We start from the raw sequence: 23,465 nt of genomic DNA on the forward strand, positions 1-23,465 counted from the left end.
CGTCAGCGGCCCCCGCCGCGGCGCCAGTTGCGCCTTGGACGACCCGAACCCATCATTGGCCGGTCGTGAGAGCCATGGCAAGGCGTGACGGTAAAGATCTTCGAGTGAAACCCGAGTGACGGTCCTCACATGTAGTGCTCACACATAATGCGCCCCGCCGTCTTCGGGCGACGGGCACACTGGCCTGACCGCCCCGCCTCAACCAGCCTGCCCACGCGGGGAGTTGGATCGCGGGCGAGTTCGACGACGCACACGAACCGAGGGGACCGCATGCCCGACGAGCCGGCTGAGCGCACACACACGACGCACCAGGTCAACCCGGCCCGCGTGCTGGCGCTGTGCAGCGGCGCGAGCTTCATGGCCTTCCTCGACCTCTCGATCATCAGCATCGCCTTCCCGGACATCCTGGACGACTTCCCGGGCGCGTCGCTCAACACGGTGACGTGGGTCCTCAGCGGCTACACGATCCTGCTCGCCGCCGTGCTGACGCCCGCCGGGAGGATGGCCGACAGCCTCGGCCGGCGCACCGTCTTCCTCTGGTCCCTGGCCGCCTTCACGGCCGCCTCGCTCGTCTGCGCCGTGGCTCCGTCGATCTGGTGGCTGATCGCGGCGCGCGTCGTCCAGGGCGCCGCGGCCGGCGGCATGATCCCCGCCGCCCTCGGCCTGATCCTTGCCACGACACCGCGGGAGCGCATCGCCAGAGCGGTCGGCACCTGGTCGGCGGTGGCCGGCTTCTCCGCCGTCATCGGGCCGGCCGCGGGCGGGTTGCTGCTGCGCGCCTTCGGCTGGCGCTCGGTGTTCTACATCAACCTGCCGCTGTGCGGCGCGATGCTGATCGCCGCCGTCGTGGTGCTGCCGAGGCAGCAGCGGCTGCGCGGCGCCGGGGAGCGCCTGCCGGACGCGGTGGGCAGCATCGCGCTCGCCCTGGGCATCGGCGGAGTGGTGAGCGCGCTCACCGAGGGCGACACCTGGGGCTGGGGGGACGTGCGCACCATAGGTCTGGGCCTTGCCGGTCTGGCGCTGGTCGCCGTGACCGTACTGCGGTCGCGTACCCACGCGGCGCCAGCCCTGGAGATGACGGTCTGGCGCAGCCCCGTCTTCCGTACCGCAAACCTCGGCCTCGGCCTGCTCAACATGACGATGTTCGCCTGGATGCTGGCCGCCCCGCTGTTCGCCGCCGAGATCTGGCACTGGTCGGTCCTGCGGACGGCCGGGGCGCTGTGCGTCGGAGCCGTCTCCTCGATGGCCGGCTCCCTGGCCGCCGGGCGCCTGTCGCGCCCGGCGACCCAGGTGAAGGTGGCGGTCCTGGGCGCGCTGTCCTTCAGCGGGAGCAACGCCATCTGGGCCTCCCACCTCTTCGGCCCCACGCCCAACTTCCTGGGCGCCTGGATGCCCGCCGCGATCCTCGGCGGCGGCGGTCTGGGGCTCGCCATCACCTGTCTGTCGTCGCTGGCGGCCGGGACCGTGCCACCCCTCAAGTTCGCGGGCGGCCTCGGTATGACGCTGACGGTGCGTCAGGTCGGTGGTGCGGTGGGCGTCGCCGGGTTCGCCTCGATCATGGCGTCGGGCTCGGCCCCCGGCGGTATCGGGTCCTTCCACCACGTCTATGACGCCGCGATGGTGGTCAACATCGTGTGCGCGGTCGTGGTGTGCGCGATGCTCCTCATGCTGCGCCCGAAGCCCGAGCCGAAGGTCGCCGCCCAGGGCGCGCAGGACCGGGTCACACCCGCCCAGTGACGCGCGCTCCTCGACTGCCAACCCGGTTCAGCGGACGGGGAGTTGAGGACATGAGGACATGGGGACGCCCCCCGGGTGCGGCAACGGCTGCCGCGCCCGGGGGGCCGCGTCGTTCCTCTCGCTCCTCCGGGGCCCGGCCGCACGACCGCGACCGGGAGCCGGCCGGCCGAGCGTCAGGCGGACGGGACGCGGAGCAGCAGGGCGTCGCCCTGGCCGCCGCCGCCACACAGCGCCGCCGCGCCGAGACCGCCGCCGCGGCGGCGCAGCTCGTAGGCGAGGTGGACGATGAGCCGTGCGCCGGACGCGCCGATCGGGTGGCCGAGCGCGATGGCGCCGCCGTCCACGTTCACGATCTCCGGGTCGACGCCCAACTGCTCGGTGGAGACGAGGCCGACGGCGGAGAACGCCTCGTTGATCTCCACCAGGTCCAGGTCGGACGCCTCCAGTTTGGCCTTGGCCAGCGCGGCCAGGATCGCGTTCGAGGGCTGCTCGTGGAGGCTCGCGTCCGGGCCGGCCACCACGCCGTGGGCGCCGATCTCGGCGATCCAGGGCAGGCCCAGCTCCTCGGCCTTGGCCCTGCTCGCCACCACCACGGCCGCGGCGCCGTCGGAGATCTGGGACGCCGTCCCCGCCGTGATGGTGCCGTCGGCGCTGTAGACGGGACGCAGCTTCGCCAGGACCTCGGTGGTGGTGTCGGGGCGTACGCCCTCGTCGGTGTCGCACACCACCGGGTCGCCCTTGCGCTGCGGGACCGACACGGGGGCCATCTCCTCGGCGAACCGGCCTGCGGCGGCAGCGGCGGCGGCGCGCTGGTGTGAGGCCGCGGCGAAGGCGTCCTGCTTCTCGCGGGTCACCCCCGGGTAGCGGCTGTTGTACTTCTCGGTGGAGACACCCATGCCCACCTGGTCGAAGGCGCAGAAGAGTCCGTCGTGGATCATGTGGTCGATCAGCGACACATCGCCGGCCTTGAAGCCCGCGCGCGACTTGGGCAGTACGTGGGGCGCCTGCGACATGGACTCCTGGCCGCCCGCCACGACGAGGTCGAACTCGCCGGCCCGGATGAGCTGGTCGGCCAGTGCGATCGAGTCGAGCCCGGAGAGGCACACCTTGTTGACGGTCAGCGCCGGGACGCTCATCGGGATGCCGGCGGCCACCGCGGCCTGGCGGGCCGGGATCTGGCCGGCGCCCGCGGTGAGCACCTGCCCCATGATCGTGTACTCCACCTGTTCGGGCGCCACCCCCGCCTTCTCCAGGGCCGCCCTGATCGCGATGGCCCCGAGCTGGGCACCGGAGAAGTCCTTCAGCGCCCCGAGCAGGCGGCCGGTGGGGGTACGGGCCCCAGCCAGGATGACGGAACCGGACACGATGTCCTCCGTGAGTAGAAGTTGTGGACCACAACACCGCTACATTACCCACGAGTTGGGCCGCTGAAGTGCGCCCTCCGGTGGTGTGAGCGAGGGCACAGCCGGTCGGGGACAGCCCCGCACGGCACCCTCGAAGTCACCCCGCACGGCCGCGGTGAAGGGCACGCCACCCGGCCGTGACGACGTGGTTTCCCCTCCCACGATACGGCCGTGCGCGGTACGCGCGTCCTGAGGGGACGGCGCTAGGCCCGGGCGAGTTCGCGCACGGTCGCCATGTCACTGAAGGGGAGCAGTTCGTCACCGACGATCTGGTGCTGCTCGCTCCCCTTGCCGGCGATCAGGACGATGTCGTGGGGGCCCGCCTCGTACAGCGCGAAGGCGATCGCGCGACGGCGGTCGGTGAACCGCTCGAACGGGGTGCCGGTCGCGGCGAGGCCCGGGGTGATCTGGTCCAGGATCGCCTCGGGGTCTTCGGTGCGGGGGTTGTCGGAGGTGATGACGCACAGGTCGGAGTGGGTTCCGGCGATCTCGCCCATCTCGGCCCGCTTGGTGGTGTCCCGGTCCCCGCCACAGCCGAAGACGGTGACGACGCGTGCGGGGGCGAAGCTCCGGATGGTGGTCAGCACCTGGTCCAGGGAGTCGGGCGAGTGCGCGTAGTCCACGATCACCGATGTGCCGCTCGGGGCCCGGAAGCGTTCGAACCGGCCCGGGACCGGGGGCATCCGGTCGAGCGCGGCGACCAGCCCGCCCAGATCGTGCCCCAGGGCGTGGCAGGCCGCCACCGTGGCCAGCGCGTTGGCGACGGAGTACCGGCCCGGTACCGGGATCGCCGCCGGATACTTGCGTCCCTCGTGGTGCAGGGTGAACCGCGTGCCACCGGCGTCCACCGTGACGTCGGTGGCCCGGTAGTCCGCCGCCGCGGCGTCGATTCCGTAGGTGGTCACGCATCCGGGCATCAGCGCCTGGATCTCCGCGCCCACCGGGTCGTCGGCGTTGACCACGGCCCGTCGGCACAGGCCCTTGAACAGGCGGAGCTTGGCGTCCCGGTAGTTCTCCATCGTGCCGTGATCGTCCAGGTGATCCTGCGTCAGATTGGTGAAGACCCCGACGTCGATGAACGCACGGTCCACCCGGTGTGTGAGCAGGGCCATCGAGGTGGCCTCCAGGACCACGCCGGTGGCCCCGCCGTCACGCATGCGGCCCAGCAGGTACTGGAGGTCCGGCGACTCGGGTGTCGTAAGCACCGACCTCGGCATCGGGATCGGCTCGTCGCCGATCCGGCTGCCGGCCGTCCCGATGACCCCCACCGACGCGCCCCCGGCGAGCCGCAGCACCGATTCGATCATGTACGACACCGAGGTCTTGCCGTTGGTCCCGGTGATCGCGACCATGTCCATCCCACGCCCTGGCTCGCCGTAGTAGCGCGAGGCGACGACCGCGGCCGCCGTCCTGATCTCCGGTACCCGCACGGCACACATCTCCGACGGCAGCGCGGGATCGGGTGCGCCGGCGTCGACGAGCACCGCCACGGCGCCGCGTGCGAGGGCCGCTCCGATCGAGCCCGGACCACCGTCGCGGTGGCCGGGGATCGCGATGAACAGCGAACCCGGGGTCACCCGGTCGGCGTCGAAGGTCATTCCCGTGGTGATCCGGGTCGCCTCCGGGTCGCCCTGGAGGGTGTGGTGGTCCTGCCCGGCGAGCAGCTCGCTCAGCTTCACGATGGTCCCTTCGAAGGTGGCACGGCCCGGTCGCGCGGCCGTCGCCAGGAGGCGGCGCCGACGGAGCGCCGGAAGCCGCTGTGGTGACGTGGAGCAGTGGGTCAGGACATGACCGGGGGAGCCCGACGCGACGACCCGCCCGGCATGCGATGTGTCTACGGTGTCCTTGAAAAGTGCGGCGAAGCGGGCCGAGGCGTGGAGATCGCTAGCCGTGGCCGTGCAGAGCGCCGCGGCCGGTCTGGGGCACCCTGGCATCGGCAGCGGTCAGGGGAGCGACGGTCGCCGGACCGAATGCGGCCGGACACGACGCACCGGTGGCCCGGAGCAGGCACTCCCTCACGGCACGTGTACGACCCATGGGCCGAGTGTACGGTCACCGGAGCGGCTCGATTCCCGCCTCCGGAACCGCGCCCCGGGGGCGCCGGGGCGCGGTGGCGCCCAGGGCTCCGCGCGATCGGTCGACCAGACCGCCGCTCGGCCGTGCCCGCATCCGGCGGGGAGAGCTCCGTACCCGCCGATCCCGCCCTGGCCGGCGCCTCTCCGGGATCACGCGATGTCCGGCTGCGTCAGGTGGCAGCCCAGCGCGGTGGCCACGTGCTCGACGCTCAGTCCCGTTCGCTGGATCAGGATCCGGGCGCGGGCACGCTGCGACGGTCGGGCACGGCGCGCTGCGACGGCAGGCACGGGCACGCGCGACCCGGGTCGGACAGTGAGCCTGAGGTCTGACGCCGCTCCGCCATTCCGCGCCGCATGGGGGAGGCGGCCCCGACCCGTCGGCGGATGTGGCCAGGTGGGGAGGCCTGACAGCCTCTGAGGTGTCAAGGCAGGCCCCCGCTCAAGGAGTTGACCTCGTGTCCACCATCGCGCCGATCCCCACGGCCCCCGCCCCCTCGCCCCTCGTGCTCGCACCGGCCGTCTCCCCGCGGGCCCGGCGCCTGGCATCGGCGACCCTGTGGGTGTCCCTGCCCTCCGCGCTTTGGCGCTTCGCCGTAGTGCTCGGTGTTCCGCTGGGACTCGCCGAGTCCGAGTACGACGCGATGCTCATCCCCGGATGGGGATACCTCGTCCTGCCGTTGCTGTGCGCGGCCCAGGAGGGGCTGGCCTGGCTGACGTTGGGACTGGTGCGGCCCTGGGGCGAGGTGTGGCCGCGGTGGATCCCGCGCCTGGGCGGCCGCCGCATCCCCGTGGCCGCGGCGGTGGTTCCCGCGGCGCTGGGCGCGGTGGCCTGCACGGTCTACGGCGTGCTGTTCGTCTGGACGACGCTCCACGGCGCAATGGAGATCACGCAGTGGGGCAATTGGCTGATGAACATCTGCTACGTGCCGATGGTGGCGTGGGGCCCGCTGCTGGGTGTGGTCACGGTGCACTACTACCGGCGCCGTACTCGGGGATGAGACGTCTGCGCCGTCGGCCCAACTGCCTTGCAGAGCAAGGTGCTTGTGGGGGCCGGTGTCCTTGAGGAGGCGATCGACGGCCGTGGCCGTGGGGCACACTGCGGCGGCCACGCTGTGCAATCCCCGTTGCCGTTTCGCACGATCGGATAGCGTGCGCGGCCATGGGAGAGCTCATATTGATCAGGCACGGCCAGACCGAGTGGAGCCTGTCGGGTCGGCACGCGGGCCGCACCGATGTCCCGCTCACCGACGCGGGCGAGGCCGCGGCCAAGGCGCTCGCTCCGCGACTGGCTCGGCGCCGGTGGGCCGCTGTGTTCAGCAGTCCGCTGAGCCGTGCCATGCGGACCGCCGAGCTGGCGGGCCTGACCGGTGTCAGACCCGATCCCGACCTCGTGGAGTGGGACTACGGCGGTTATGAGGGCCTGACCGCGGCACAGATCCGGGAGACGCGGCCGGGCTGGGAGCTGTGGCGGGACGGCGTCCTGCCCGGCAGCACCGAGCATCCCGGTGAATTGCTTCAGCAGGTGGCCACCCGGACGGACGCGGTGCTGGGCCGGCTCCGGCCGCTGTTGAACGAGGGGGACGTAGCCGTAGTCGCTCACGGCCATCTGGCTCGTGTGCTCACGGTGCGCTGGCTCGGCCTGGATGCCTCAGCCGCCCGGCTGCTCGGCCACCCCCGTCCGGGGACGCTCAGCTTCCTGGCCACCGAGGACGGACAACCGCTCATCTCCGCCTGGAACGTGCCCTAGCGGGCCGGGTCGGCTCCAGCCAATGATGGTGCCGTCCCGGACGAGGAGCGCCGCGTCGGGGGCATGGTCGCCCTTTCCGCCCCAGCTCGGCCGGAACTCGCCCATCCCGATCAGCCCGGTCGTACGGTCGAGCCATGACTGTGGACGACGCGCCCCTGGTGTGCCGGCGGGCCCGCCCCGAGGACACCGAGGCCATGAAGGCCCTTGACGGCTCCTTCACGACGCACTCCGTGTTCCAAGTGACGGTCACCGAGGACGGGTTCGGTATTCGCGAGGTTCCGGTGGACCCACCCATCCACAAGGTCTTCCCCGAGGAGGAGTTCTCGGATGGTGAGGACGACGCGGACCACGCCACCGCCCGGACCTGGGTCGCGCTGGACGGCGGCGAGTTGGCCGGCTTCGCCGCCGTCTCCTATGCCCCATGGAACCGGCGGCTGACCATCGAGGACATCGAGGTCTCGCCCGCCCACCGCGGCCAGGGTGTCGGCCGCACCCTGATGGGGTACGCCGTCGACTTCGCGCAGGAACGCGGCGCCGGGCACATCTGGCTGGAGGTCACCAACATCAACGCCCCCGCCATTCGCGCCTACAGGCGGATGGGCTTCGCCTTCTGTGGTCTGGACACGGCCCTGTACGAAGGCACGCCCTCGGCCGGTGAGCGGGCCCTCTACATGAGCAAGCCCTGTTCCTGAGCCGCCGGCAGCCGGCTTACGGCGGGGGCCCACCCGTCGGCGGGAACGGCCGTCACGGTCAGGAACTCCTGGGGCTCGGGCAACAACAGTGAGCAAGAACCCTGCCGAACCATGCGCGGCGCTCCTCTGGCCCCCCGCGGTCAAGGTCATTCGAAGAGAGCCATGACTCCCTTCACCCAGATCGCGAGGAACGCGAGGACGCCGACCAGGCAGCCGACGCCCGCCAGCACATTGCCGACCGTTCCCGGCGCGGAGGGCACCTCGTCGGGGCCCTCCCGGTAGGAGGCGGGGTCGTCCCAGTCGACGGGGTGCCCAAGGTCCTTGGTGCAGGCTTCCCGCACGGCGGCCAACTGCCGCTCCGCGAAAGGGGAGGCAGCCATCGCTTCGGGGCCGCGCCAGGCGAGGGCCTTCATCCGCCACCCGGGAGACCCGTACCGCGCCTCGAAGGCGGCGGTCTCGTCCGCGGAGCGGTCCTCTTCGAGATACATCCAGCGTCCGGCCTCGGCGGCATCGCCGTAGAGCCGGTACACCTCGGCCAGGCGCCGACGGAGCGTCAGGTCGTAGGGGAAGGACGAGACGAGACCGCGCAAACGCTGGCCCGCGACGGGTATCCGGCCGGCGGCCAGGTCCGCGTCGACTTGGGCGAGGGTCTCTCTGAGAGGCATGAACTGATGATCCCCCATGACAGGCTGAGGTGGGCGCCGGCCCGCACCGAGTAGCTGGGGGCGCGGGGAACTGCGCGACCGGCCACCCACGGCCCGCAGGCCGAAAGCGGGTTTCAGGGGAGCGGGGAACTGCGCAAAAGGGCACCGGCCGCACGCCGCAAGGGACGGGTACCGCGCTGGTCCACGTCGAACTGGTCCGTCGCTCAGCGCTCGCTCACCACCGCATCGGCTGACCCTGACGGCTGTCCCGCACGTGAAGGCGTTCCGTCTCGGCGGGTCGCGACGCACTTCGCCGACCAAGACGACACGCCGTGCGCACCGGCCTTGCCGACCGCCTGCACGGCGCCTTCGCCACCATCCCGGCAGCACTGAACCTCGCCGGACGCGAGTGACCCGCAGCCGCCCTGGCACATGGACGCTCTGTGGCGTTACCTCCGCGGCGGCATCCCGCCCCGCCGTGGAAATCCGCGGCGGCTGCACCTAAGCGGTGAGACGCGGCAGGTCAGCGGGGCGTGCTGGTGAACGCCCGCCGGTAGGAGCGGGGTGGTACGCCCCGGCGCCGTACGAACTGCTCCCGCAGGACGGCCGCGCTGCCGTAACCGACCTGGCGAGCGATCTCCTCGACGGGGAGGTCCGTGGTCTCCAGCAGCTCCTCCGCCCTGCTCAGCCGCAGATGGCGCAGCCAGGCGTGCGGGGTGGTGCCGGTCGCGGCGGTGAAACGGCGGGCGAAGGTGCGTTTGCTCATCGTGGCGCGGAGCGCCAACTCCGTTACGGACTGCGGCTGATGGAGGTTCTCCCGGGCCCATGCGAGGACCTCTGCCAGCCGTACGTCCCCGCCGTCCTCGGGGACGGGCGTGGCGAGGTACTGGGCCTGTCCGCCGTCCCGGTGGGCGGGCAGCACCATGTCCCGGGCGATGGCGTTGGCCTGCGCGGCGCCGTACTCCCGTCTCAGCAGGTGCAGGCACAGATCGAAGCCCGCGGCGGCTCCGGCGCCGGTGACGATGGTGCCCTCGTCGATGTAGAGGGCGTCGGGCTCGACGGTGACCCCGGGAAACCGGTCGGCGAGGAGTTCGGCGAACCGCCAGTGGGTGGTGGCCCGCCGCTGGTCGAGCAGTCCGGCGGCGGCGAGTGCGAACGTACCGACGCAGTGGGCCGCGACCACGGCTCCGCGCGCGTGCGCCGTCCGCAACGCGTCGAGTACGGGCGGGGCGGGCGGTGTACGGAAGTTGGCGCCGGGCAGGGCGATGACGAGGTCCGCTTCGGCGAGCCGGTCCAGGCCGTGGCTGACGGAGAGCGGTACTCCGCAGTCCGCGGCCACCTCTCCGGGCCGGTCGGCGCAGAGTGCGAAGTCGAAGCCGGGCAGGGCCGCTCCGTGCGGGCCGAACACCTCGGAGACGATGCCCACGGCGAGCATGCCGACGCCGGGAGGGACGTACGCGGCGACAGACGTGAAAGGCGGCATGAGCGCAGTGTGACAGACCGCTGGCAAGAATCCTGCGATCATGGGCAGGAGTGCCACTCGTCAACTCCCGCCGATCCCCGCAGGATTGTGCTCATGACAGACGCACCGCTCGGCCGCAGCGCCGCATTCAAGGTCCTGACCACCGGTTACGTCGGCTCCACGGGCCCCGGGGTCGCCGCCACCGTTTCCTATGTCTCCGATGCGGGACGGCACGTGATCTTCGACCCGGGGATGGTGGCGAGCCGTGATGACATCCTCAAGCCGCTCGCGGAACTGGGCCTCGCCCCCGAGGACATCACCGACGTCGTCCTCAGCCACCACCACCCCGACAACACCATGAACGTGGGTCTCTTCGGGCGTGCCCGGGTGCACGACCACAAGGTGGAGTACCTGGACGACAAGTGGACGAATCGGGATGCCGAGGGCTACGAACTCACCCCGTCCCTGCGCCTGATCCGTACCCCGGGCCACAGTCTTGAGGACATCACGCTGCTGGCGGGCACGGGCGAGGGCGTGGTGGCGTTCGCGGGTGACCTGTGGTGGCACGAGAACGGCCCGGCGGACGACCCGGTGGCCCCGGACCGTGACGTCCTGCGCACCTCCCGCCTGCGGGTGCTCGCCGCGGCGGACCTGATCGTGCCCGGCCATGGCAGCCCGTTCAGGCCTTCCGACACCATCCCGGTCTAGAGCGCTTCCGGGGACGGCCGCGACAGCGCCGGCCGTCCTGTTGGGACAGGGCAGCCCCTTCCTGTCGTCGCTCAGGGTCCCCGCGCGTGGGTGTCGCGCAGGACCCCGAGAAGGGGCATTGATAACCGCTGAGTTATCGATCGACTCACGAAGTCCGCGTTGATCCCGGGGTGGCCTCGGGGGAGGCTGGTTCGTGTCAGGGACGACTCGTGCCGTCGGTTCCTGACACTCAATCGGCCGTTGACGCCCGGGAGTTGGACCGACGTGAGCGAGAGGCTCGACATGACCGTGACCTACGCGGTGCACAACGCGCTGCGCAGGGAATTGGGGCACGTCGCCCGGGCCGTCGCCGTCCATCGTGCCGGTCTCCGGCGTGTGCTGCGCGTTTCCCCGGGCTGGGGAATGTTCCAGAGCGCCATGCACGCCCATCAAGCCGCCGAGGACGAGGCACTGTGGCCCCCGCTGCGGCAGGCGCTGGTCGGTCGGCCCTTCGACCTGACGCGGTTGGAGGCGATCGAGGCCGAGCACGCCGCTCTCGTCTTTCTCGTCGGAGCACTCGACGACGGATTGACCGACGTCCACATCGGACCGGACCTTTTCGGGGAGCTCGCCGACGGCCTGGTCACCGGTCTCGACAAGCACCTCGACCACGAGGAGGAAACCGTCCTCCCTTTGGTTCAGGCCGTCTTGAGCCAGGAGCAGTGGGATCTCTTCGGACGCGCCCACGCGCGCCGGATCGAACCGTGTGCGGCGCGGTTCCTGCCCTGGCTCCTGGACGGCGCCGACGAGCGGACCGTCGCCTCGGTCCTGGACCAGCTCCTGCCCAAGCACGCGCACCACGTGTACGTGCGCCGGTGGCGGCCCCAATACGAGGCGCTCGACCTGTGGGGGACCCGCGACACCGTCGCCGTCACCCGACCGTGAGGTCCGCGCCCCCACGCTTCGGGCCCGCGCATCCCCTCACTCACCACACGCTCACGTCTCACCACACCCTCAAGGAGTTCCTCTTGTCCACGGCCGAATCCGCCCGAAGATCCGCCGGCTCCGCACCGACGTCGGAGCCCAACCCCTCGCCTTCCTCCGTGCCCCTGCGCCGATGGCTCGCCCTGGTGGCCGTGGCTGTCGGCACCTTCGCCATGGTGACGGCCGAGCAGTTGCCCATGGGACTGCTCACTCCCATCGGCGGCTCGTTGGACGTCTCCGAGGGGACCGCCGGACTGCTGGTCACCGTGCCAGGTCTTGTCGCCTCCGCCACCGCGCCGCTGCTGCCCGTCCTCATCCGGCGGGCCGATCGGCGCACCGTCCTGATCGCCCTGCTGGGTCTGATGGCCGCCGCCAACGTGTTGTCCGTCCTGACCTCCGATTTCGGCGAGCTGCTCGTCTCGCGATTCCTCATCGGCATCAGCATCGGTGGGTTCTGGGCGCTCGCGGCCGGTATCGCCGTGAGCATGGTGCCCACCGCTCATGTCGGTCGGGCCACCGCGCTCGTCTTCGGCGGTGCCACGGCCGCCAATGTTCTGGGTGTCCCGGCCGGGACGCTCATCGGGGAGTTCAGCAGTTGGCGTACCGCGTTCGCCGCCGTCGGCGGCCTCGGCCTGCTCGTGGTCGTCGCGCTGTTTCTCCTCCTGCCGTCGCTGCCCGCCCGCGCTCCCGTCCGGCTGAGCACGCTCGCGGCGCAGTTCCGCAACCCCGCCGTCCGCACCGGAGTACTCACCACGTTCCTGTTGGTGGGAGGACATTTCGCGGCGTTCACCTTCGTCAGCCCCGCCCTGCGGGAGATCTCCGGCATCAGCCAGAGCATGGTGGGTCCGCTCCTCCTCGTGTTCGGCGTCGCCGGCATCCTGGGCAACTTCCTCGCCGGTGCGGTCGTGGGCCGCGATGTGCGGCGTGTGGTCATGATGATCGGCTGCTCGCTCGCTCTGATCCTGGCGCTCTTCCCACTCGTCGGGACCAGCCCCGCGGGCGGGATCGTGCTGTTGATCGGCTGGGGTCTGGCCTTCGGTGGAGTCCCGGTGAGCGTCCAGACCTGGATCCTTCAGTCGGCACCCCGCGAGGCCGAGGCCGCCACCGCTCTGAACACCTCGGTGTTCAATCTGGCGGTCGCCCTCGGTGCCCTGTTCGGCGGCCTCGCCGTCGACGCCGCCGGCCTCGATGTCGCGCTCTGGGGTGCGGCGGTGGTCGGCCTGCTCACCACGATCACGGTCTGGCGCACCCGGGGCACGGCGGCCTGACACCGTCACGTCCGGGTTCCCGTCCATCGGCCGCGCGCAGGACGGGGCGGTCGAGGCCGACGGAACGCCCGCCGATCTCTCCATGGCCGAGACCGCGGCATCGCTCTTCCGGGGAGCGGCCGCCGACTACCACTGAGGAAGCCCCTATGAAGCCACAAGTCGCCGGTGTCAGCGCTGCCCAGGAGGACGTGGACGCCATCGTGGCGCTGGTCGCCGAGTTCGAGTACGCCCAACAGAACGCGCTGCCGGACGCGTTCGTGGGGCTCTTCCGGCACGACGCCTTCTGGTCGATCCCGTACGGCACCGCACTGACCGGCATCGACGAGATCGGCGTCTTTGCGCGCCGGGTATTGCCCGGGACGGTCGGACAGCAGCTGACCTCGTCCTTCGAGACGGAGTACATCCAGTTCATCCGCCCGGACGTCGCCGTGGTCCGGGTCCGGCACCGACCGGTGACCCGCGACGGCGAGTTGCTGGACAACCTGCTTTCCCGGCACCGCGAGGGGAAGGGCCGGCGCGGCTGCCGGGAGTCGAGCGAGGCCGGCCGCCGATGGGCGTCGCTGGTGGCGGCCTGTCCCGGCGTGGCGCCGGGCACCGCGCTCCACCTCATGACGAAGACCGACGGCCGGTGGCTCGTCGCCTTCGCGCAGAGCACCGTGCCCGTGGAAGCCGCAGAACCCGTGGAAGTCGACCTGCCCGCCGTGTGCTGACCCGGCCATGTACATCCGAAACCGGCGGACTCAGCGCCACAACTACCAGAAGGGAAAGGCCCGTTCCCATGTCACGAGAGTTCATGGTCGCGGCAGTGGACATCCGCCTGCGCGGTGTCGACTCCCTCGGCGACGGACCCCCGCTGCTCTTCCTCAACGGAGGCTTCTCCACACGGCGTCAGTGGAACCGGGTCATTGACCGCTTGGGCGGCGGATACCGCACCATCACGTTCGAGGACCGAGCGAGCGGGGGAGCGGGAACCTCCGCGGACTTCGCGGTGCGTGACGCGATCGACGACGTGGACCGGGTGATCGAGGCGACCATGCTCCGGCGGCCGATCCTGGTCGGGTGGTCCCACGGCGCGACGATCGCCGTGTGTTACGCGGCGGAGTACCCGGAGCTCGTGGGCGGCCTGGTCCTCGTCGACGGCGCCTATCCGGTGTCGCTGCTCGACGAGGCCGGCAAGGACCGTGTGCGCGAAGCGTTCCGCGGCTCCGGCCGGTTCACGCGCGTCGTGGCCGGGCTGGGCGGTGCCCCCGGGCTGTCCCCCCGGCAGAGGGCGGAGGCCATCATCGCGACGGACGAGGTGAACGGGACACTCGCGGCCGATTTCGCGGCCCTGCGCTGTCCGACCACCTTCGTCCTCGGGAGCGCCGGGCACCCCGGAGCGTCCCACGAACGGACGCGCATGATCGGGGCCGCCGCACGGGCCGCGGCGGACAACCCCCAGGTGACCGTGTTCGCCACCACGACCGGCCGTCCCACGCGCGTCCTCGCCCGGGACGCCGATGTCGTGGCCGCCGCGATCGACGAGGTCGCCCAGCGGTCGATGCGCCTGGCCGTCAGGTGACGGGACACCTTGCCCGGCAGCCGACGTACTGTCGCGGGCTCCGGGTCGCAGGCGCACCCGAGCGCTCCGGGCCACCGTCCAGGCGCCGCCACGGAGTACTCGGGCGGGGCGCGTCAGAACTGGAAAGCGCCGAGTTCGCGGACCGTGTCGGCGAGGGCGCGGATCGCCTCGTTCTCGGACTCGGTCCGCCAGATGAGGACGTAGGACAGGGCCGCCATGTCGGGGACGGGTATCCAGCTGATGTTCGGCATGCCCCAGTGCCGGGTGACGTGGCTGGGGAAGCCGTGGATGGTCTCGCCCATGCCCACCTGGTTGATCATGTCCTCGGCGTTGTTCGTGGGCCGTCCGCGCTCGATCAGTCGGCCCCGCGGTGTGTTGAAGGGCAGGTAGCCGTCCTCCCAGTAGTCAGGGATGTCGGTCGGCATGGCGTGCTGGAAGTCGGCGAACATTTCCAGCCGTACCGAGGTGCGCTGCGCGAGTGGGTGCTCGGCCGTAACGGCGAGGATCCGGGGGTCCTTCATGAGGACGGGTCCGATGGTGAAGTCCGGCTCCTCGACGGGCAGCCAGACGACCAGGACGTCGAACTCTCCGTTGCGAAGCCGGGCGAACGGGTCGAGATACACCAACTGCCGGATCTCCAGCTCCCACTGGGGATGCCGCGACCGGAAGGCCTTCCAGTAGACGTGGAGGTCGGCGACGTTGAACGGCATCATGCCGACGCGGATCCGGTCGGTGACGCCGCGGGCGGCGAGCCGGGCACGTTCCAGGGACGTGTGCAGGCCCGCGTAGACCGGCTGTAGGTCGTCGCGCAGCTGGCGTCCCACGGCGGTCAGGCGCACGGTGCGGCTGGTGCGCTCGAAGAGCGCGGCGCCTATGCGTCGTTCCTGCTTCCTGATGGCCTGGCTGACCCGGGCCTGGGAAACCCGGAGCCGCTCGGCGGTCCGGCCGAAGTGCAATTCCTCGGACAGCACCAGAAAGATCTCGATGTCACGCAGCTCCATGACGCCCCCGGGTCCCACTCGACATCCCCCATGGTCGTCGAGCCCGGGAAGTATATGGCGATCATTCCGATGGCTGAAACAAGTTGATCGTGTACGTCGTGCGCCGCGCTCGTCCGGCGCCGAGGGAGGGGACGGTAGCCCGTCGTCGGCTTTAAACGGGGCATGCCCGCCACGACACCCACGACATCGTCGACCACGCCCACCCTCGCGGTGAGGCGTCCGAAAGAGGAGAAGAGCGCCGATGACCGACGCGGTCTTGGCGGATGGCGCCGACCCGAGACCTCTCGATCTCAGCGGTCGGGACGGTGAACGCGCTGTCCTCGAAGGGGTGTTGAGGGGAGCACGGACCGGCCGGGGCGAGGCCGCGGTGGTCCTGGGGGAGTCTGGGTCGGGCAAGACGGCGCTGCTCGACCAGTGTGCTTGGGCCGCTGCGGACGGAGCCCGGCTGCTGCGGTGCACGGGCGTCCAGTCGGAGACGGCACTGCCGTATGCCGGTCTACAGGTGCTCCTCCGGGGCACCCTGGACCGCGCGAGCTGCCTGACGGGGCATCAGGCGCGGGCGCTGCGTGGGGTGGTCGCTCTGGACGCCCCGCCCGCGGGTGACCGCTTCCTCGTCGGAGCCGCGACGCTGAGCCTGCTCGACGAGCTGGCCGAGGAACGTCCGGTCGTGGTTCTGGTCGACGACGCGCACTGGCTGGACCTGGAGACGATGGACGCGCTGCTGTTCGCGGCGCGCCGGCTCGGCAGGGGGCAGGTAGCCATGGTGTTCGCCGCCCACGAGGAGTCCACGGCCTTCGAGGGCGCGCCCGGCGTACCGATGCTGCGCCTGGGGCCCATGACCGACCAGGAGGGGGCGGCTCTCCTTGCCCACCGTGCGCCCGATCTGCATACGGCCGTACGCGACCGCATCGTCGGCCTCGCGCAGGGTAATCCGCTCGCCCTGGTCGAGCTGCTGGGGGCTCTGACGACGGCCCAGCGGAAGGGGAGCGAGCCGCTGGACGCCCGGGAAATGGCCGTGTTGCCGGCTTCGTGGCGGGTGCGGCGGATCTTCGACGAGCGGATCAGGGCGCTGCCCGGACCGACCCGGTCGCTGCTGACGGTCGCCGCCGCCGACGACACGGGTGATGTGGCGCTGGTGGTCGCGGCGGCGGCACAACTGGGCGCGGGCGCAGGGGACTTCGGGCCCGCGGAGGCGGCGGACCTGGTGCGGGTGTCCGGGCAGCGGCTGGCGTTCCGGCATCCCCTGGTGCGCGCCGCCGCGTACCAAGGGGCGGTGCTGACCGAGCGGACATCCGCGCACCGGGCGCTCGCCGAGGCGACATCGGCCACCGGGGACATGGGCCGCAGGGCCTGGCACCTGGCGGCGGCGACCGTCGGCTACGACGAGGTGGTCGCAGCCGAACTGGAGCGCAGCGCCAGGCTGTTCCGCTCGCGGGGCGGCCAGGCGGCGGTCGCCGCCGCCTATCGACGGGCGGCGCGGTTGACCGAGGACCGGGAGACCCGCTCACTGCGCCTGGCCGCCGCTTCGGCCGCCGCGGCCGAAGCCGGACAGGCGGAACTCGCCGAGGCCCTCGCCGACGAGGCGGGCCCGGTGAGCAACCCGTCGGCAGTCGCCAGGATCGCCGGCGTCCGGGCGGCCCTCGAACGGGAGCGGGGCCGTGCCGAGTCGGCGCGGCTGCTGCTCGTCGAGGCGGCTGCCCAGGTGACGGCATGCTGTCCCGCCACGGGGGCGCGCTTGCTGTTCGAGTCGGCCGCGATGGCCTGGGACGCGCCGGACCCGGTCGCCGCCGCCCGGGACACCCGGGCGCGGGCGGCCGCTCTGGACTTCGGCGGCCATCCCGTGGAGCGTGGAGCCGCGGGAGTGCTCGACATGCTGACGGGTCATCAGGCGAGTGGGGCCGCGGCGATACGGGAGTTCGCCGCGTACGTCGTGCGGACCCGTCAGGAGCGCAGCCTGAACGATCAAGTGCGGCTGCACGGCTGGGACATGCTGCTCGGCGAGTACCGGACGGTGCATGAGGAGGCCGTGGCCCTGGAGTGGGAGTGCCGTGAGCGGGGTGCCGTCGGGATACTGGCGCGGGTGCTGCTGCGGCTTGCGCGGCTGCGGCTGTTCCTGGGACGGCACCGGGACGCGTACACGACGGCCGTCGAGGGTTTGGAGATCGCCTGCGACACGGGTCAGCGCCATCTCGCCACGATGCTCAGCGGTGCCCTGGCGGTGCTGGAGGCGCTCGACGGACGGCCGCCGGGCGGCATGGACGAAGCGAGGGGGAGTGAAGGCCGAGAGGGCGGGAACCGGCAGGGTCCCGTCGAGTGGGCGGGGCAGCACCTGTGCCCCGGCGTCGAGCCGATCCCCGTCTGGCTGACCAGGGCGCAGGGCCTGCTCGACCTCGGGCGCGGCCGCTACGACCTGGCGACGCAGCGCTTTACCGCACTGACCGGCGGACCGCACGGGCACCTCATGGTCTCCGTGCACAGCCTGCCCGACCAGGTGGAGGCCGCCGTCCGGATCGACCGGGCAGCCGACGCCGGGCCGGCCGCGGACCGGTTCGCGCGCTGGGCCCGGGCCACCGGGACCGCGTGGTCAGGGGCGGTCGAGCTGCGCTGCCGCGCCCTGCTCGCCGGCGATGACGCGAGGGCGGAGGAGTTCTACGAGCGGGCACTCGCCGCCCACGCGGGGGACGGCCGCCCCTTCGAGCAGGCACGCACCCGGCTGCTGTACGGGGAATGGCTGCGCCGTGCCAGGCGCAGGGCCGCGGCCAAGGAGGAGCTGACCACGGCCCTCGATTCGTTCGACAGCATGAGAGCGGGCGCGTGGGCGGGCCGGGCCCGGACGGAGCTGCGGGCAGTCGGTGTCGCCCCGGCCGCTCCGGCGCCGGGCGCGCACCACGTCGACCGACTGACCGCGCAGGAAAGGAGGGTCGTCCTGCTCGCGGCGACCGGTCTGAGCAACCGCGACATCGGAGCGCGCCTGTTCCTCAGCCCGCGCACGGTCGGCTACCACCTGTCCAACGCCTACCCGAAGCTCGGGGTGACCTCGCGGGCCGCCCTGGGGGCGCTCGACCTGGGCTGACGTCCGCTCACCCGGCCACCCCGTGAACCAGTCGATCCCGAAGCTCCGGTGGGCCTCGTCACCCGCACATGCCGGTACGCGACCAGGTCGTTCGACGGATCCGCGACCGGGGCGCGCATCCTACGGTTCTCCTGTTCGTGAACAGTGGCTTGGGAGGGGTTCATGAAGGTTCTGGTACTCGGCGCCACCGGTTACATCGGCTCCGCGGTCGCGTCGAAGCTGACCCTGGCGGGCCACGACGTCGTGCCGCTGGTGAAGAACGCGGCCGCACCGCATCCGGACACGCCGGTGCGGGTCGGCAATCTGGCCGACCCGGCCTCCCTGCGCGCGGCGGTGACGGACGACGTGGACGCGGTCGTGAACCTGGCCACGCCCACCGGCGACGAGGCGGTGGACACCGCCGCCCTGGAGGCGCTGCTCGCTCCGCTGCGCGGCACCGGCCGTGCGTTCGTCTACACCAGCGGCGTCTGGGTCCTGGGCGCCACCTCGGGCGCCACTCTGACCGAGGACGCCGACACCAACCCCATCGCGATCGTCGGCTACCGGCCGCTGATCGAGCAGCGTGTGCTCGCCGCCGCCGAGGACGACGTACGGGCCGTGGTGATACGTCCCGGCATCGTCTACGGGCGCGGCGGTGGTATCCCCGGCCTGATGACCGGCTGGGCCCGGGAGCACGGGAGTGGCCGCTATGTGGGTCCGGTAACGACCCGCTGGCCGATGGTGCACATCGACGACCTCGCCGAGCTGTACGTCCTCGCGCTGACCAAGGGTCAGTCGGGCGACCTCCTGCACGGTGTGGCCTGGGAGTCCGTCCCGGCGGCCGCGATCGCGGCCGCCGCCGACATCGCCGCGGGCGGCATCGGCCGCGCCGAGCCGTGGCCGCGGACAGAGGCCTCCGAGACGCTCGGGGAGCCCTTCGCCGAGGCCCTCGCGCTCGACCAGGTGGTGTCGGGGCGGCGGGCCGTCGAGGAACTGGGCTGGCGGCCGAGCCGCCCGGACGTCCTCGCCGAGCTCGCGGGAGCCGACCGTGGCTGACGCCGACGTCCTCACGACGCCCCCGATCTGCCGCACCTGCGGCACCCAGTACGCCGCGCCGCGTCCCGACTGCCCGGTCTGCCTGGACGAGCGGCAGTACGTGAGCCCGGAAGGCCAGCGCTGGACGACACTGGCCGAACTGCGCGAAGAGGGCCACACCGGCCGCTTCGAGGAGCAGGGCCCCGGCGTTCTCGGTATCGGCGTCACCCCCGAGTTCGCCATCGGCCAGCGGGCCCTTCTCCTGCGTACCGCCGCGGGCAATGTCCTCTGGGACTGCACCCCCTACCTCGACGACACCATGGTCCGGGCCATCGAGGAACTCGGCGGCATCGACCACATCGCCATCAGCCACCCTCACTTCTACTCCTCCATGGTGGAGTGGGCCCACGCCTTCGACGCCCCCGTCCACCTCCACGAGGCGGACCGCCAATGGGTGGGCCGCCCGGACCCGGCCGTGCGCTTCTGGGGAGGCCGCACACTCCGGCTCACCGACGAACTCACCTTGATCAACCCGGGAGTTCACTTCCCCGGCAGCGCGATCCTGCACTGGAGCGCCGGCGACGGCGCCCTCTTCACCGGCGACGTGGTCAACGTCTGCCCGGACAGCCGCTGGGTCACCCTCATGTACAGCTACGCCAACCACATCCCGGAGCGCCCCCACGCGATTCGCGCCGCCGCGGATCTGCTCGCCGACTACCGCTTCGAGCGCATCTACGGCGCCTGGTGGCACCGCGCCGTCAACTCTCACGGCAACGAGGTTCTGGCCCGGTCCGTCGACCGCTATCTCCACTTCGCCCAGGGCACGGGCACGGGCACGGTCGCGGGCAACCGGCAAGGCGGGTGACGAGCGCGCCGCGGGGTAGTCCTCGCACGACCGGGTGCCGCTCGCCCACCGAGCTGAGCGCGTTGGCGGCAACGAGCCGACGCAGCACGGTAGTTGCGGGCCGGGTGGGCGGGGAGCGGTGCGGTCAGGGTGGTGGACTGGTGCCAGCGGGAGCGCACGGAGGTCAGGTCGGCCGGCGCCCGCCGGTTGCCGGCGAGGCGGTTCTCGTGAGCGAAGAACAGCAGGGACGGCGCGGTGACGTCCGCCAGGGCGACTCCCTGGACGTCCGGCAGGTTGCGCAGTTCGAACACCGCTTCCCGCTGGTGGACGTGCCGCGGCGGCATCGCGGTGACGTGCTCGGCGTACGGCTTGCCGGCCGTCGTGGGCGTGAAGCGGGCCACCCGGCTGATCCGGGACGGGCAGCGGATCCGCGTGCACGGAACGGGCGGGTACGTCGAGGTCCTGCCATGACCGGTCGCACTCGGGCGCCCGCACCCCGCACACTCCGGGGAGCGGGCCGGGTGCGGGCACCCCGCCCGCTCCTCAGGGGCGAAGTCCCGCCAGCAGGGCGCCAGTTCGGGCGAAGTCGGCCGCCCCGGTGTTCCAGTCCGCGTTCATGGGGCTGATGGCGACCCGGCCGGCACTGACGGCCTCCACGTCGCTGCCCTTGGCCGGAGGTCGCGGCGCGAACCTCACGCCGACCTTCCAGGTGCCGTCGCCGCTGTCGGTGAAGTCCGGTACCAGCGGTGCCTGGGGGTCCTGGAAGGTCAGGGAGGTGCCCTTGGCGGTACCCTTTCCGTCCGCGCCGATGACCGGGTAGTTGACGTTGAGGCCCACGCCGTGCGGCAGCAGGGGCCCTGATTCCGCCCGCGTCCGAAGCTGGTTGATGAGCCCGGCCAGGAAGTCGACGGTGGGCTGCATGGCGTTGACCGTGGCCACCGGGTCGGGCGCGGCGAGGCCCCCCGTGCTGACCGCGATCGCGGGCACTCCGGACTCCAGGGCGGCGACGGCGCCGCCAACCGTCCCCGAGTGAGTGGCCAGACTTGCCACGTTCGGGCCGAAGTTGGTGCCGGAGACCACCAGATCGGGTGCCGCGCCCTTGAACACCTCGGCGAGCCCGAAGGCCACGGAGTCGCCGGGTGTGCCGTCCACCGCCCACACCTTCGCCTCCGGGTGGCGGACCGCGATGCTGGTCGCGCTCAGCATCTTCGTCCCGGCGCCGCTCTGGTTGGTCAGCGGCGCGACGATCGTGACGTCGTACCCGGCGGACGAAAGGCGCTGGAACGCCGCGCGGATGCCGGGGGCGTCGTAGCCGTCGTCATCGGTGAGCAGGATGCGAAGCGGGGCTTGGGCCGCGGGCCGCGCGGAGGCGGCCGCAGGAACTGCCGCGGCCAGAGCGGGCGTACACAACAGCAGTGCTGCCAGCGGCAGAACGTGCTTGCGTCTCACGATGTGCTCCTTGGAATGAGGGAGTTGACCGGACCGGCGGTCGCCCGACCCTCGGCAGGCGACCGCCGGAGTGATGAGGGGTGCGCCCCGAGGCGCCGCCCCGGAGCGGAGTCGGACTCAGCGGACGCTGCGGATGGGGAGGATCGCCAGCGCCCCGACCAGGGAGAGCGCGCCGCCCACCAGGAACAGCGCGCTGTATCCGCCGAAGGCGGTGACGATCGCGGAGGCCACGAACGGGGCGATGATCTGCGGCCCGGCGTTGGCGATGTTGAGGACGCCCAGGTCGCGGGCGGCGTCCTCGGCGTTGGGCAGCACCAGGGTGACCACCGCTGTGTCCACTGCCATGAAGCAGCCGAAGGCCAGCCCGTTGAGGGCGCTGAAGACGAGCATTCCGGTCCAGGTGGGGCTGAGGACGGGAATCACCGTGACGAGCCCGGCGAGCGCGGCCGACGTACCCACGAACACCTTGCGCCGGTCCCAGCGGTCGGAGAGCACACCGCCGATCACCGTGGAGATCGCCATGGCGGCCATCGACACGGGCGTCAGAATCGCCATCGCGGAGGCGGGCGCCAGCCCCGAGGGCAGCGCGATGTGGTCTTCCAGGATGTAGAGCTGGTAGCCGATGACGGAGAAGTAGCCAAGGACCATCAGCGCGCGGCCGATGAACGCCCATCGGAAGTCGTGGTGGGACAGGGCCGACAGGAGCGCGGCCAGGCGTCGGCGCCGTGCCACCGCCGGCTCGGGCACGTCGCGGGGCACATCTCTGGGCACATCTCGGAAGGAGCCCGCCAGCAGCACGGCGGCAGCGGCGACCAGCGCACCGAAGACGAGGTAGCCCGTCCTGACGCTGTCCGACAGCTGCGAGGCGATGAGCACCCCGACGCTGCCGCCGATCGGCAGCGCGAGCCCGACGAGGGCCGATGCCGTTCCGCGTCGGGCCGCCGGAATGCGGTCCGGGACCACTGCGGTGACCGCTGCCTGGTAGACGTTCATGGTCGCCTGGACCAGACACCAGCCGATGCCGATCATCAGGGCGGTCCGTACGGTGCCCAGGAAGGCGAGGCCGGCCAGCGAGGCGAGGGCACCGCCGAGGATCCAGGGGTTGCGCCGTCCGCTCCGGTCGGAGAGCGCCCCGGCGATCGGGTTGAACGCGGTCGCGAAGACCGCGCTGACGCCGCCCACCAGACCGAGCACGGCGACCTTGTGCGCGGGGTCGACGGCGGCGATCTGCAGGGGAAGCAGCACGGATCCCACACCCATGTAGACGGCGAGCATGGAAGCGTTCGCGATCAGGAGGAGCAGCATGAGCGCGCGCTGGCGGGACGCGGCGGGTGCGGTGTGAGGGCGGGGTTCGATCAGTTCGTTCGTGGTCATGACGGCCGCCGATGCGTGGGCGCCGTGTTACGGCTGTCGAAGACGGACATGTCGACTCCTCGGGACGGAGCAGAGGGGGAGGGGCCACGGCAGCGAGAGACGCGCGGGCGGAGAGTTTGAGCCATGCGGTTACACGTGTTAGCGCTGTACGGGCATTGTGTAGCACCCCGGGTGGGTTCCGCGCTAGAGCGAGGAGAGGGTGCCGAAGGGGAGGGGTGGGTAAGTCGGTCGGCTCGTAGGGGGCGTGGGCTGCGCGTTTCGCCGTGGCGCGAGGAATCTGCGTGGCCGAAAAATATATTGCCCTTGTGTCGGTCGCCGCGTAGGCGCAATACTCGCCGCCGCCGTCCCGTCACGGTTGGTGCGGCTGTGGAGCCGTCCCCCGGCGGGGCGCGCTCGAGCCGACGGCTCGCCGCCCGGCTCCTCCCGTGCCTCGCACGTCAATTCATCCGC

The 23,465-nt window shown here is 71.8% G+C and carries 19 protein-coding genes and 1 pseudogene; 13 read left to right on the forward strand and 7 right to left on the reverse strand.

The window, feature by feature from the left end; translation table 11 throughout:
- Positions 1-270 precede the first annotated feature (270 nt).
- Complete coding sequence (locus N4G70_RS08570) at positions 271-1,737, forward strand: MFS transporter (protein WP_261711881.1); 1,467 nt, start codon at positions 271-273, stop codon at positions 1,735-1,737.
- Positions 1,738-1,910: 173 nt separating this feature from the next.
- On the opposite strand, the gene N4G70_RS08575 is transcribed toward N4G70_RS08570, so the two are convergent.
- Together N4G70_RS08575 and N4G70_RS08580 are read right to left on the reverse strand one after the other, a co-directional pair.
- The gene (locus N4G70_RS08575) at positions 1,911-3,101 is read right to left on the reverse strand and encodes an acetyl-CoA C-acyltransferase (RefSeq protein ID WP_261711882.1); all 1,191 of its coding nucleotides are present in this window, start codon (positions 3,099-3,101) and stop codon (positions 1,911-1,913) included.
- Between the two features lie 242 nt (positions 3,102-3,343).
- Complete coding sequence (locus tag N4G70_RS08580; protein ID WP_261711883.1) at positions 3,344-4,819, reverse strand: UDP-N-acetylmuramoyl-L-alanyl-D-glutamate--2,6-diaminopimelate ligase; 1,476 nt, start codon at positions 4,817-4,819, stop codon at positions 3,344-3,346.
- Between the two features lie 851 nt (positions 4,820-5,670).
- Between N4G70_RS08580 and N4G70_RS08585 the strand changes: the two genes are divergently transcribed.
- The 3 genes from N4G70_RS08585 to N4G70_RS08595 all read left to right on the forward strand — a co-directional run bounded on the left by N4G70_RS08585 (position 5,671) and on the right by N4G70_RS08595 (position 7,654).
- Positions 5,671-6,213, forward strand: a complete 543-nt coding sequence (locus N4G70_RS08585) for a hypothetical protein (protein WP_261711884.1) — start codon at positions 5,671-5,673, stop codon at positions 6,211-6,213.
- Between the two features lie 161 nt (positions 6,214-6,374).
- Entirely contained in the window at positions 6,375-6,962 is a 588-nt protein-coding gene (locus tag N4G70_RS08590; RefSeq protein ID WP_261711885.1) for a histidine phosphatase family protein, read from the forward strand.
- A 134-nt stretch (positions 6,963-7,096) separates the two neighbouring features.
- Positions 7,097-7,654 carry a GNAT family N-acetyltransferase gene (locus N4G70_RS08595; RefSeq protein WP_261711886.1) on the forward strand — a complete coding sequence of 186 codons (558 nt, stop codon included), beginning with the start codon at positions 7,097-7,099 and terminating at the stop codon, positions 7,652-7,654.
- A 146-nt stretch (positions 7,655-7,800) separates the two neighbouring features.
- On the opposite strand, the gene N4G70_RS08600 is transcribed toward N4G70_RS08595, so the two are convergent.
- Complete coding sequence (locus N4G70_RS08600; RefSeq protein ID WP_261711887.1) at positions 7,801-8,319, reverse strand: DUF6584 family protein; 519 nt, start codon at positions 8,317-8,319, stop codon at positions 7,801-7,803.
- Between the two features lie 502 nt (positions 8,320-8,821).
- Positions 8,822-9,781, reverse strand: a complete 960-nt coding sequence (locus N4G70_RS08605) for a GlxA family transcriptional regulator (protein ID WP_261711888.1) — start codon at positions 9,779-9,781, stop codon at positions 8,822-8,824.
- A gap of 93 nt (positions 9,782-9,874) precedes the next feature.
- Here N4G70_RS08605 and N4G70_RS08610 point away from each other — a divergent pair, with 93 nt between their 5' ends.
- The 5 genes from N4G70_RS08610 (at position 9,875) to N4G70_RS08630 (ending at position 14,260) form a co-directional block, all read left to right on the forward strand.
- Entirely contained in the window at positions 9,875-10,468 is a 594-nt protein-coding gene (locus tag N4G70_RS08610) for an MBL fold metallo-hydrolase (protein WP_261711889.1), read from the forward strand.
- 264 nt (positions 10,469-10,732) lie between these two features.
- Complete coding sequence (locus N4G70_RS08615; protein ID WP_261711890.1) at positions 10,733-11,392, forward strand: hemerythrin domain-containing protein; 660 nt, start codon at positions 10,733-10,735, stop codon at positions 11,390-11,392.
- Positions 11,393-11,475: 83 nt separating this feature from the next.
- A complete protein-coding gene (locus N4G70_RS08620) occupies positions 11,476-12,699 on the forward strand; it encodes an MFS transporter (protein WP_261711891.1) in 1,224 nt (407 codons plus the stop codon).
- A gap of 146 nt (positions 12,700-12,845) precedes the next feature.
- Complete coding sequence (locus N4G70_RS08625) at positions 12,846-13,409, forward strand: nuclear transport factor 2 family protein (protein WP_261711892.1); 564 nt, start codon at positions 12,846-12,848, stop codon at positions 13,407-13,409.
- A 68-nt stretch (positions 13,410-13,477) separates the two neighbouring features.
- Positions 13,478-14,260 carry an alpha/beta fold hydrolase gene (locus N4G70_RS08630; RefSeq protein ID WP_261711893.1) on the forward strand — a complete coding sequence of 261 codons (783 nt, stop codon included), beginning with the start codon at positions 13,478-13,480 and terminating at the stop codon, positions 14,258-14,260.
- 113 nt (positions 14,261-14,373) lie between these two features.
- Here N4G70_RS08630 and N4G70_RS08635 read toward each other — a convergent pair whose 3' ends face one another.
- Complete coding sequence (locus tag N4G70_RS08635) at positions 14,374-15,261, reverse strand: LysR family transcriptional regulator (protein ID WP_261711894.1); 888 nt, start codon at positions 15,259-15,261, stop codon at positions 14,374-14,376.
- A gap of 241 nt (positions 15,262-15,502) precedes the next feature.
- Here N4G70_RS08635 and N4G70_RS08640 point away from each other — a divergent pair, with 241 nt between their 5' ends.
- The 4 genes and pseudogenes from N4G70_RS08640 to N4G70_RS37130 form a co-directional block, all read left to right on the forward strand.
- Positions 15,503-18,334 carry a helix-turn-helix transcriptional regulator gene (locus N4G70_RS08640; protein WP_261711895.1) on the forward strand — a complete coding sequence of 944 codons (2,832 nt, stop codon included), beginning with the start codon at positions 15,503-15,505 and terminating at the stop codon, positions 18,332-18,334.
- A 162-nt stretch (positions 18,335-18,496) separates the two neighbouring features.
- Complete coding sequence (locus tag N4G70_RS08645) at positions 18,497-19,369, forward strand: NAD-dependent epimerase/dehydratase family protein (protein ID WP_261711897.1); 873 nt, start codon at positions 18,497-18,499, stop codon at positions 19,367-19,369.
- On the forward strand, positions 19,362-20,213 hold the full coding sequence (locus N4G70_RS08650; RefSeq protein WP_261711898.1) for an MBL fold metallo-hydrolase: 852 nt from the start codon (positions 19,362-19,364) through the stop codon (positions 20,211-20,213). Before N4G70_RS08645 ends, N4G70_RS08650 begins: the two co-directional genes overlap by 8 nt.
- 324 nt (positions 20,214-20,537) lie before the next feature.
- Positions 20,538-20,663: pseudogene (locus N4G70_RS37130) on the forward strand (PEP-utilizing enzyme); the annotation flags it as partial.
- Between the two features lie 72 nt (positions 20,664-20,735).
- Here N4G70_RS37130 and surE read toward each other — a convergent pair.
- Positions 20,736-21,641 (reverse strand): 5'/3'-nucleotidase SurE, encoded by a 906-nt coding sequence (surE, locus tag N4G70_RS08660; RefSeq protein WP_261711900.1) that lies wholly within the window; start codon positions 21,639-21,641, stop codon positions 20,736-20,738.
- A gap of 117 nt (positions 21,642-21,758) precedes the next feature.
- The gene (locus tag N4G70_RS08665; protein ID WP_261711902.1) at positions 21,759-23,015 is read right to left on the reverse strand and encodes an MFS transporter; all 1,257 of its coding nucleotides are present in this window, start codon (positions 23,013-23,015) and stop codon (positions 21,759-21,761) included.
- Positions 23,016-23,465 lie beyond the last annotated feature (450 nt).

It is taken from the genome of Streptomyces sp. ASQP_92, from assembly GCF_025399895.1.
Lineage (GTDB): Bacteria > Actinomycetota > Actinomycetes > Streptomycetales > Streptomycetaceae > Streptomyces.

What these genes read in the sequence shown, in the direction of transcription:
- N4G70_RS08570 (WP_261711881.1), top strand. Translation starts at nt 271, where the DNA reads ATGCCCGACGAGCCGGCTGAGCGCACACACACGACGCACCAGGTCAAC.
- N4G70_RS08590 (WP_261711885.1), top strand. Translation starts at nt 6,375, where the DNA reads ATGGGAGAGCTCATATTGATCAGGCACGGCCAGACCGAGTGGAGCCTG.
- N4G70_RS08595 (WP_261711886.1), top strand. Translation starts at nt 7,097, where the DNA reads ATGACTGTGGACGACGCGCCCCTGGTGTGCCGGCGGGCCCGCCCCGAG.
- N4G70_RS08600 (WP_261711887.1), bottom strand. Translation starts at nt 8,319, where the DNA reads ATGCCTCTCAGAGAGACCCTCGCCCAAGTCGACGCGGACCTGGCCGCC.
- N4G70_RS08605 (WP_261711888.1), bottom strand. Translation starts at nt 9,781, where the DNA reads ATGCCGCCTTTCACGTCTGTCGCCGCGTACGTCCCTCCCGGCGTCGGC.
- N4G70_RS08610 (WP_261711889.1), top strand. Translation starts at nt 9,875, where the DNA reads ATGACAGACGCACCGCTCGGCCGCAGCGCCGCATTCAAGGTCCTGACC.
- N4G70_RS08625 (WP_261711892.1), top strand. Translation starts at nt 12,846, where the DNA reads ATGAAGCCACAAGTCGCCGGTGTCAGCGCTGCCCAGGAGGACGTGGAC.
- N4G70_RS08630 (WP_261711893.1), top strand. Translation starts at nt 13,478, where the DNA reads ATGTCACGAGAGTTCATGGTCGCGGCAGTGGACATCCGCCTGCGCGGT.
- N4G70_RS08635 (WP_261711894.1), bottom strand. Translation starts at nt 15,261, where the DNA reads ATGGAGCTGCGTGACATCGAGATCTTTCTGGTGCTGTCCGAGGAATTG.
- N4G70_RS08640 (WP_261711895.1), top strand. Translation starts at nt 15,503, where the DNA reads ATGACCGACGCGGTCTTGGCGGATGGCGCCGACCCGAGACCTCTCGAT.
- N4G70_RS08645 (WP_261711897.1), top strand. Translation starts at nt 18,497, where the DNA reads ATGAAGGTTCTGGTACTCGGCGCCACCGGTTACATCGGCTCCGCGGTC.
- N4G70_RS08665 (WP_261711902.1), bottom strand. Translation starts at nt 23,015, where the DNA reads ATGACCACGAACGAACTGATCGAACCCCGCCCTCACACCGCACCCGCC.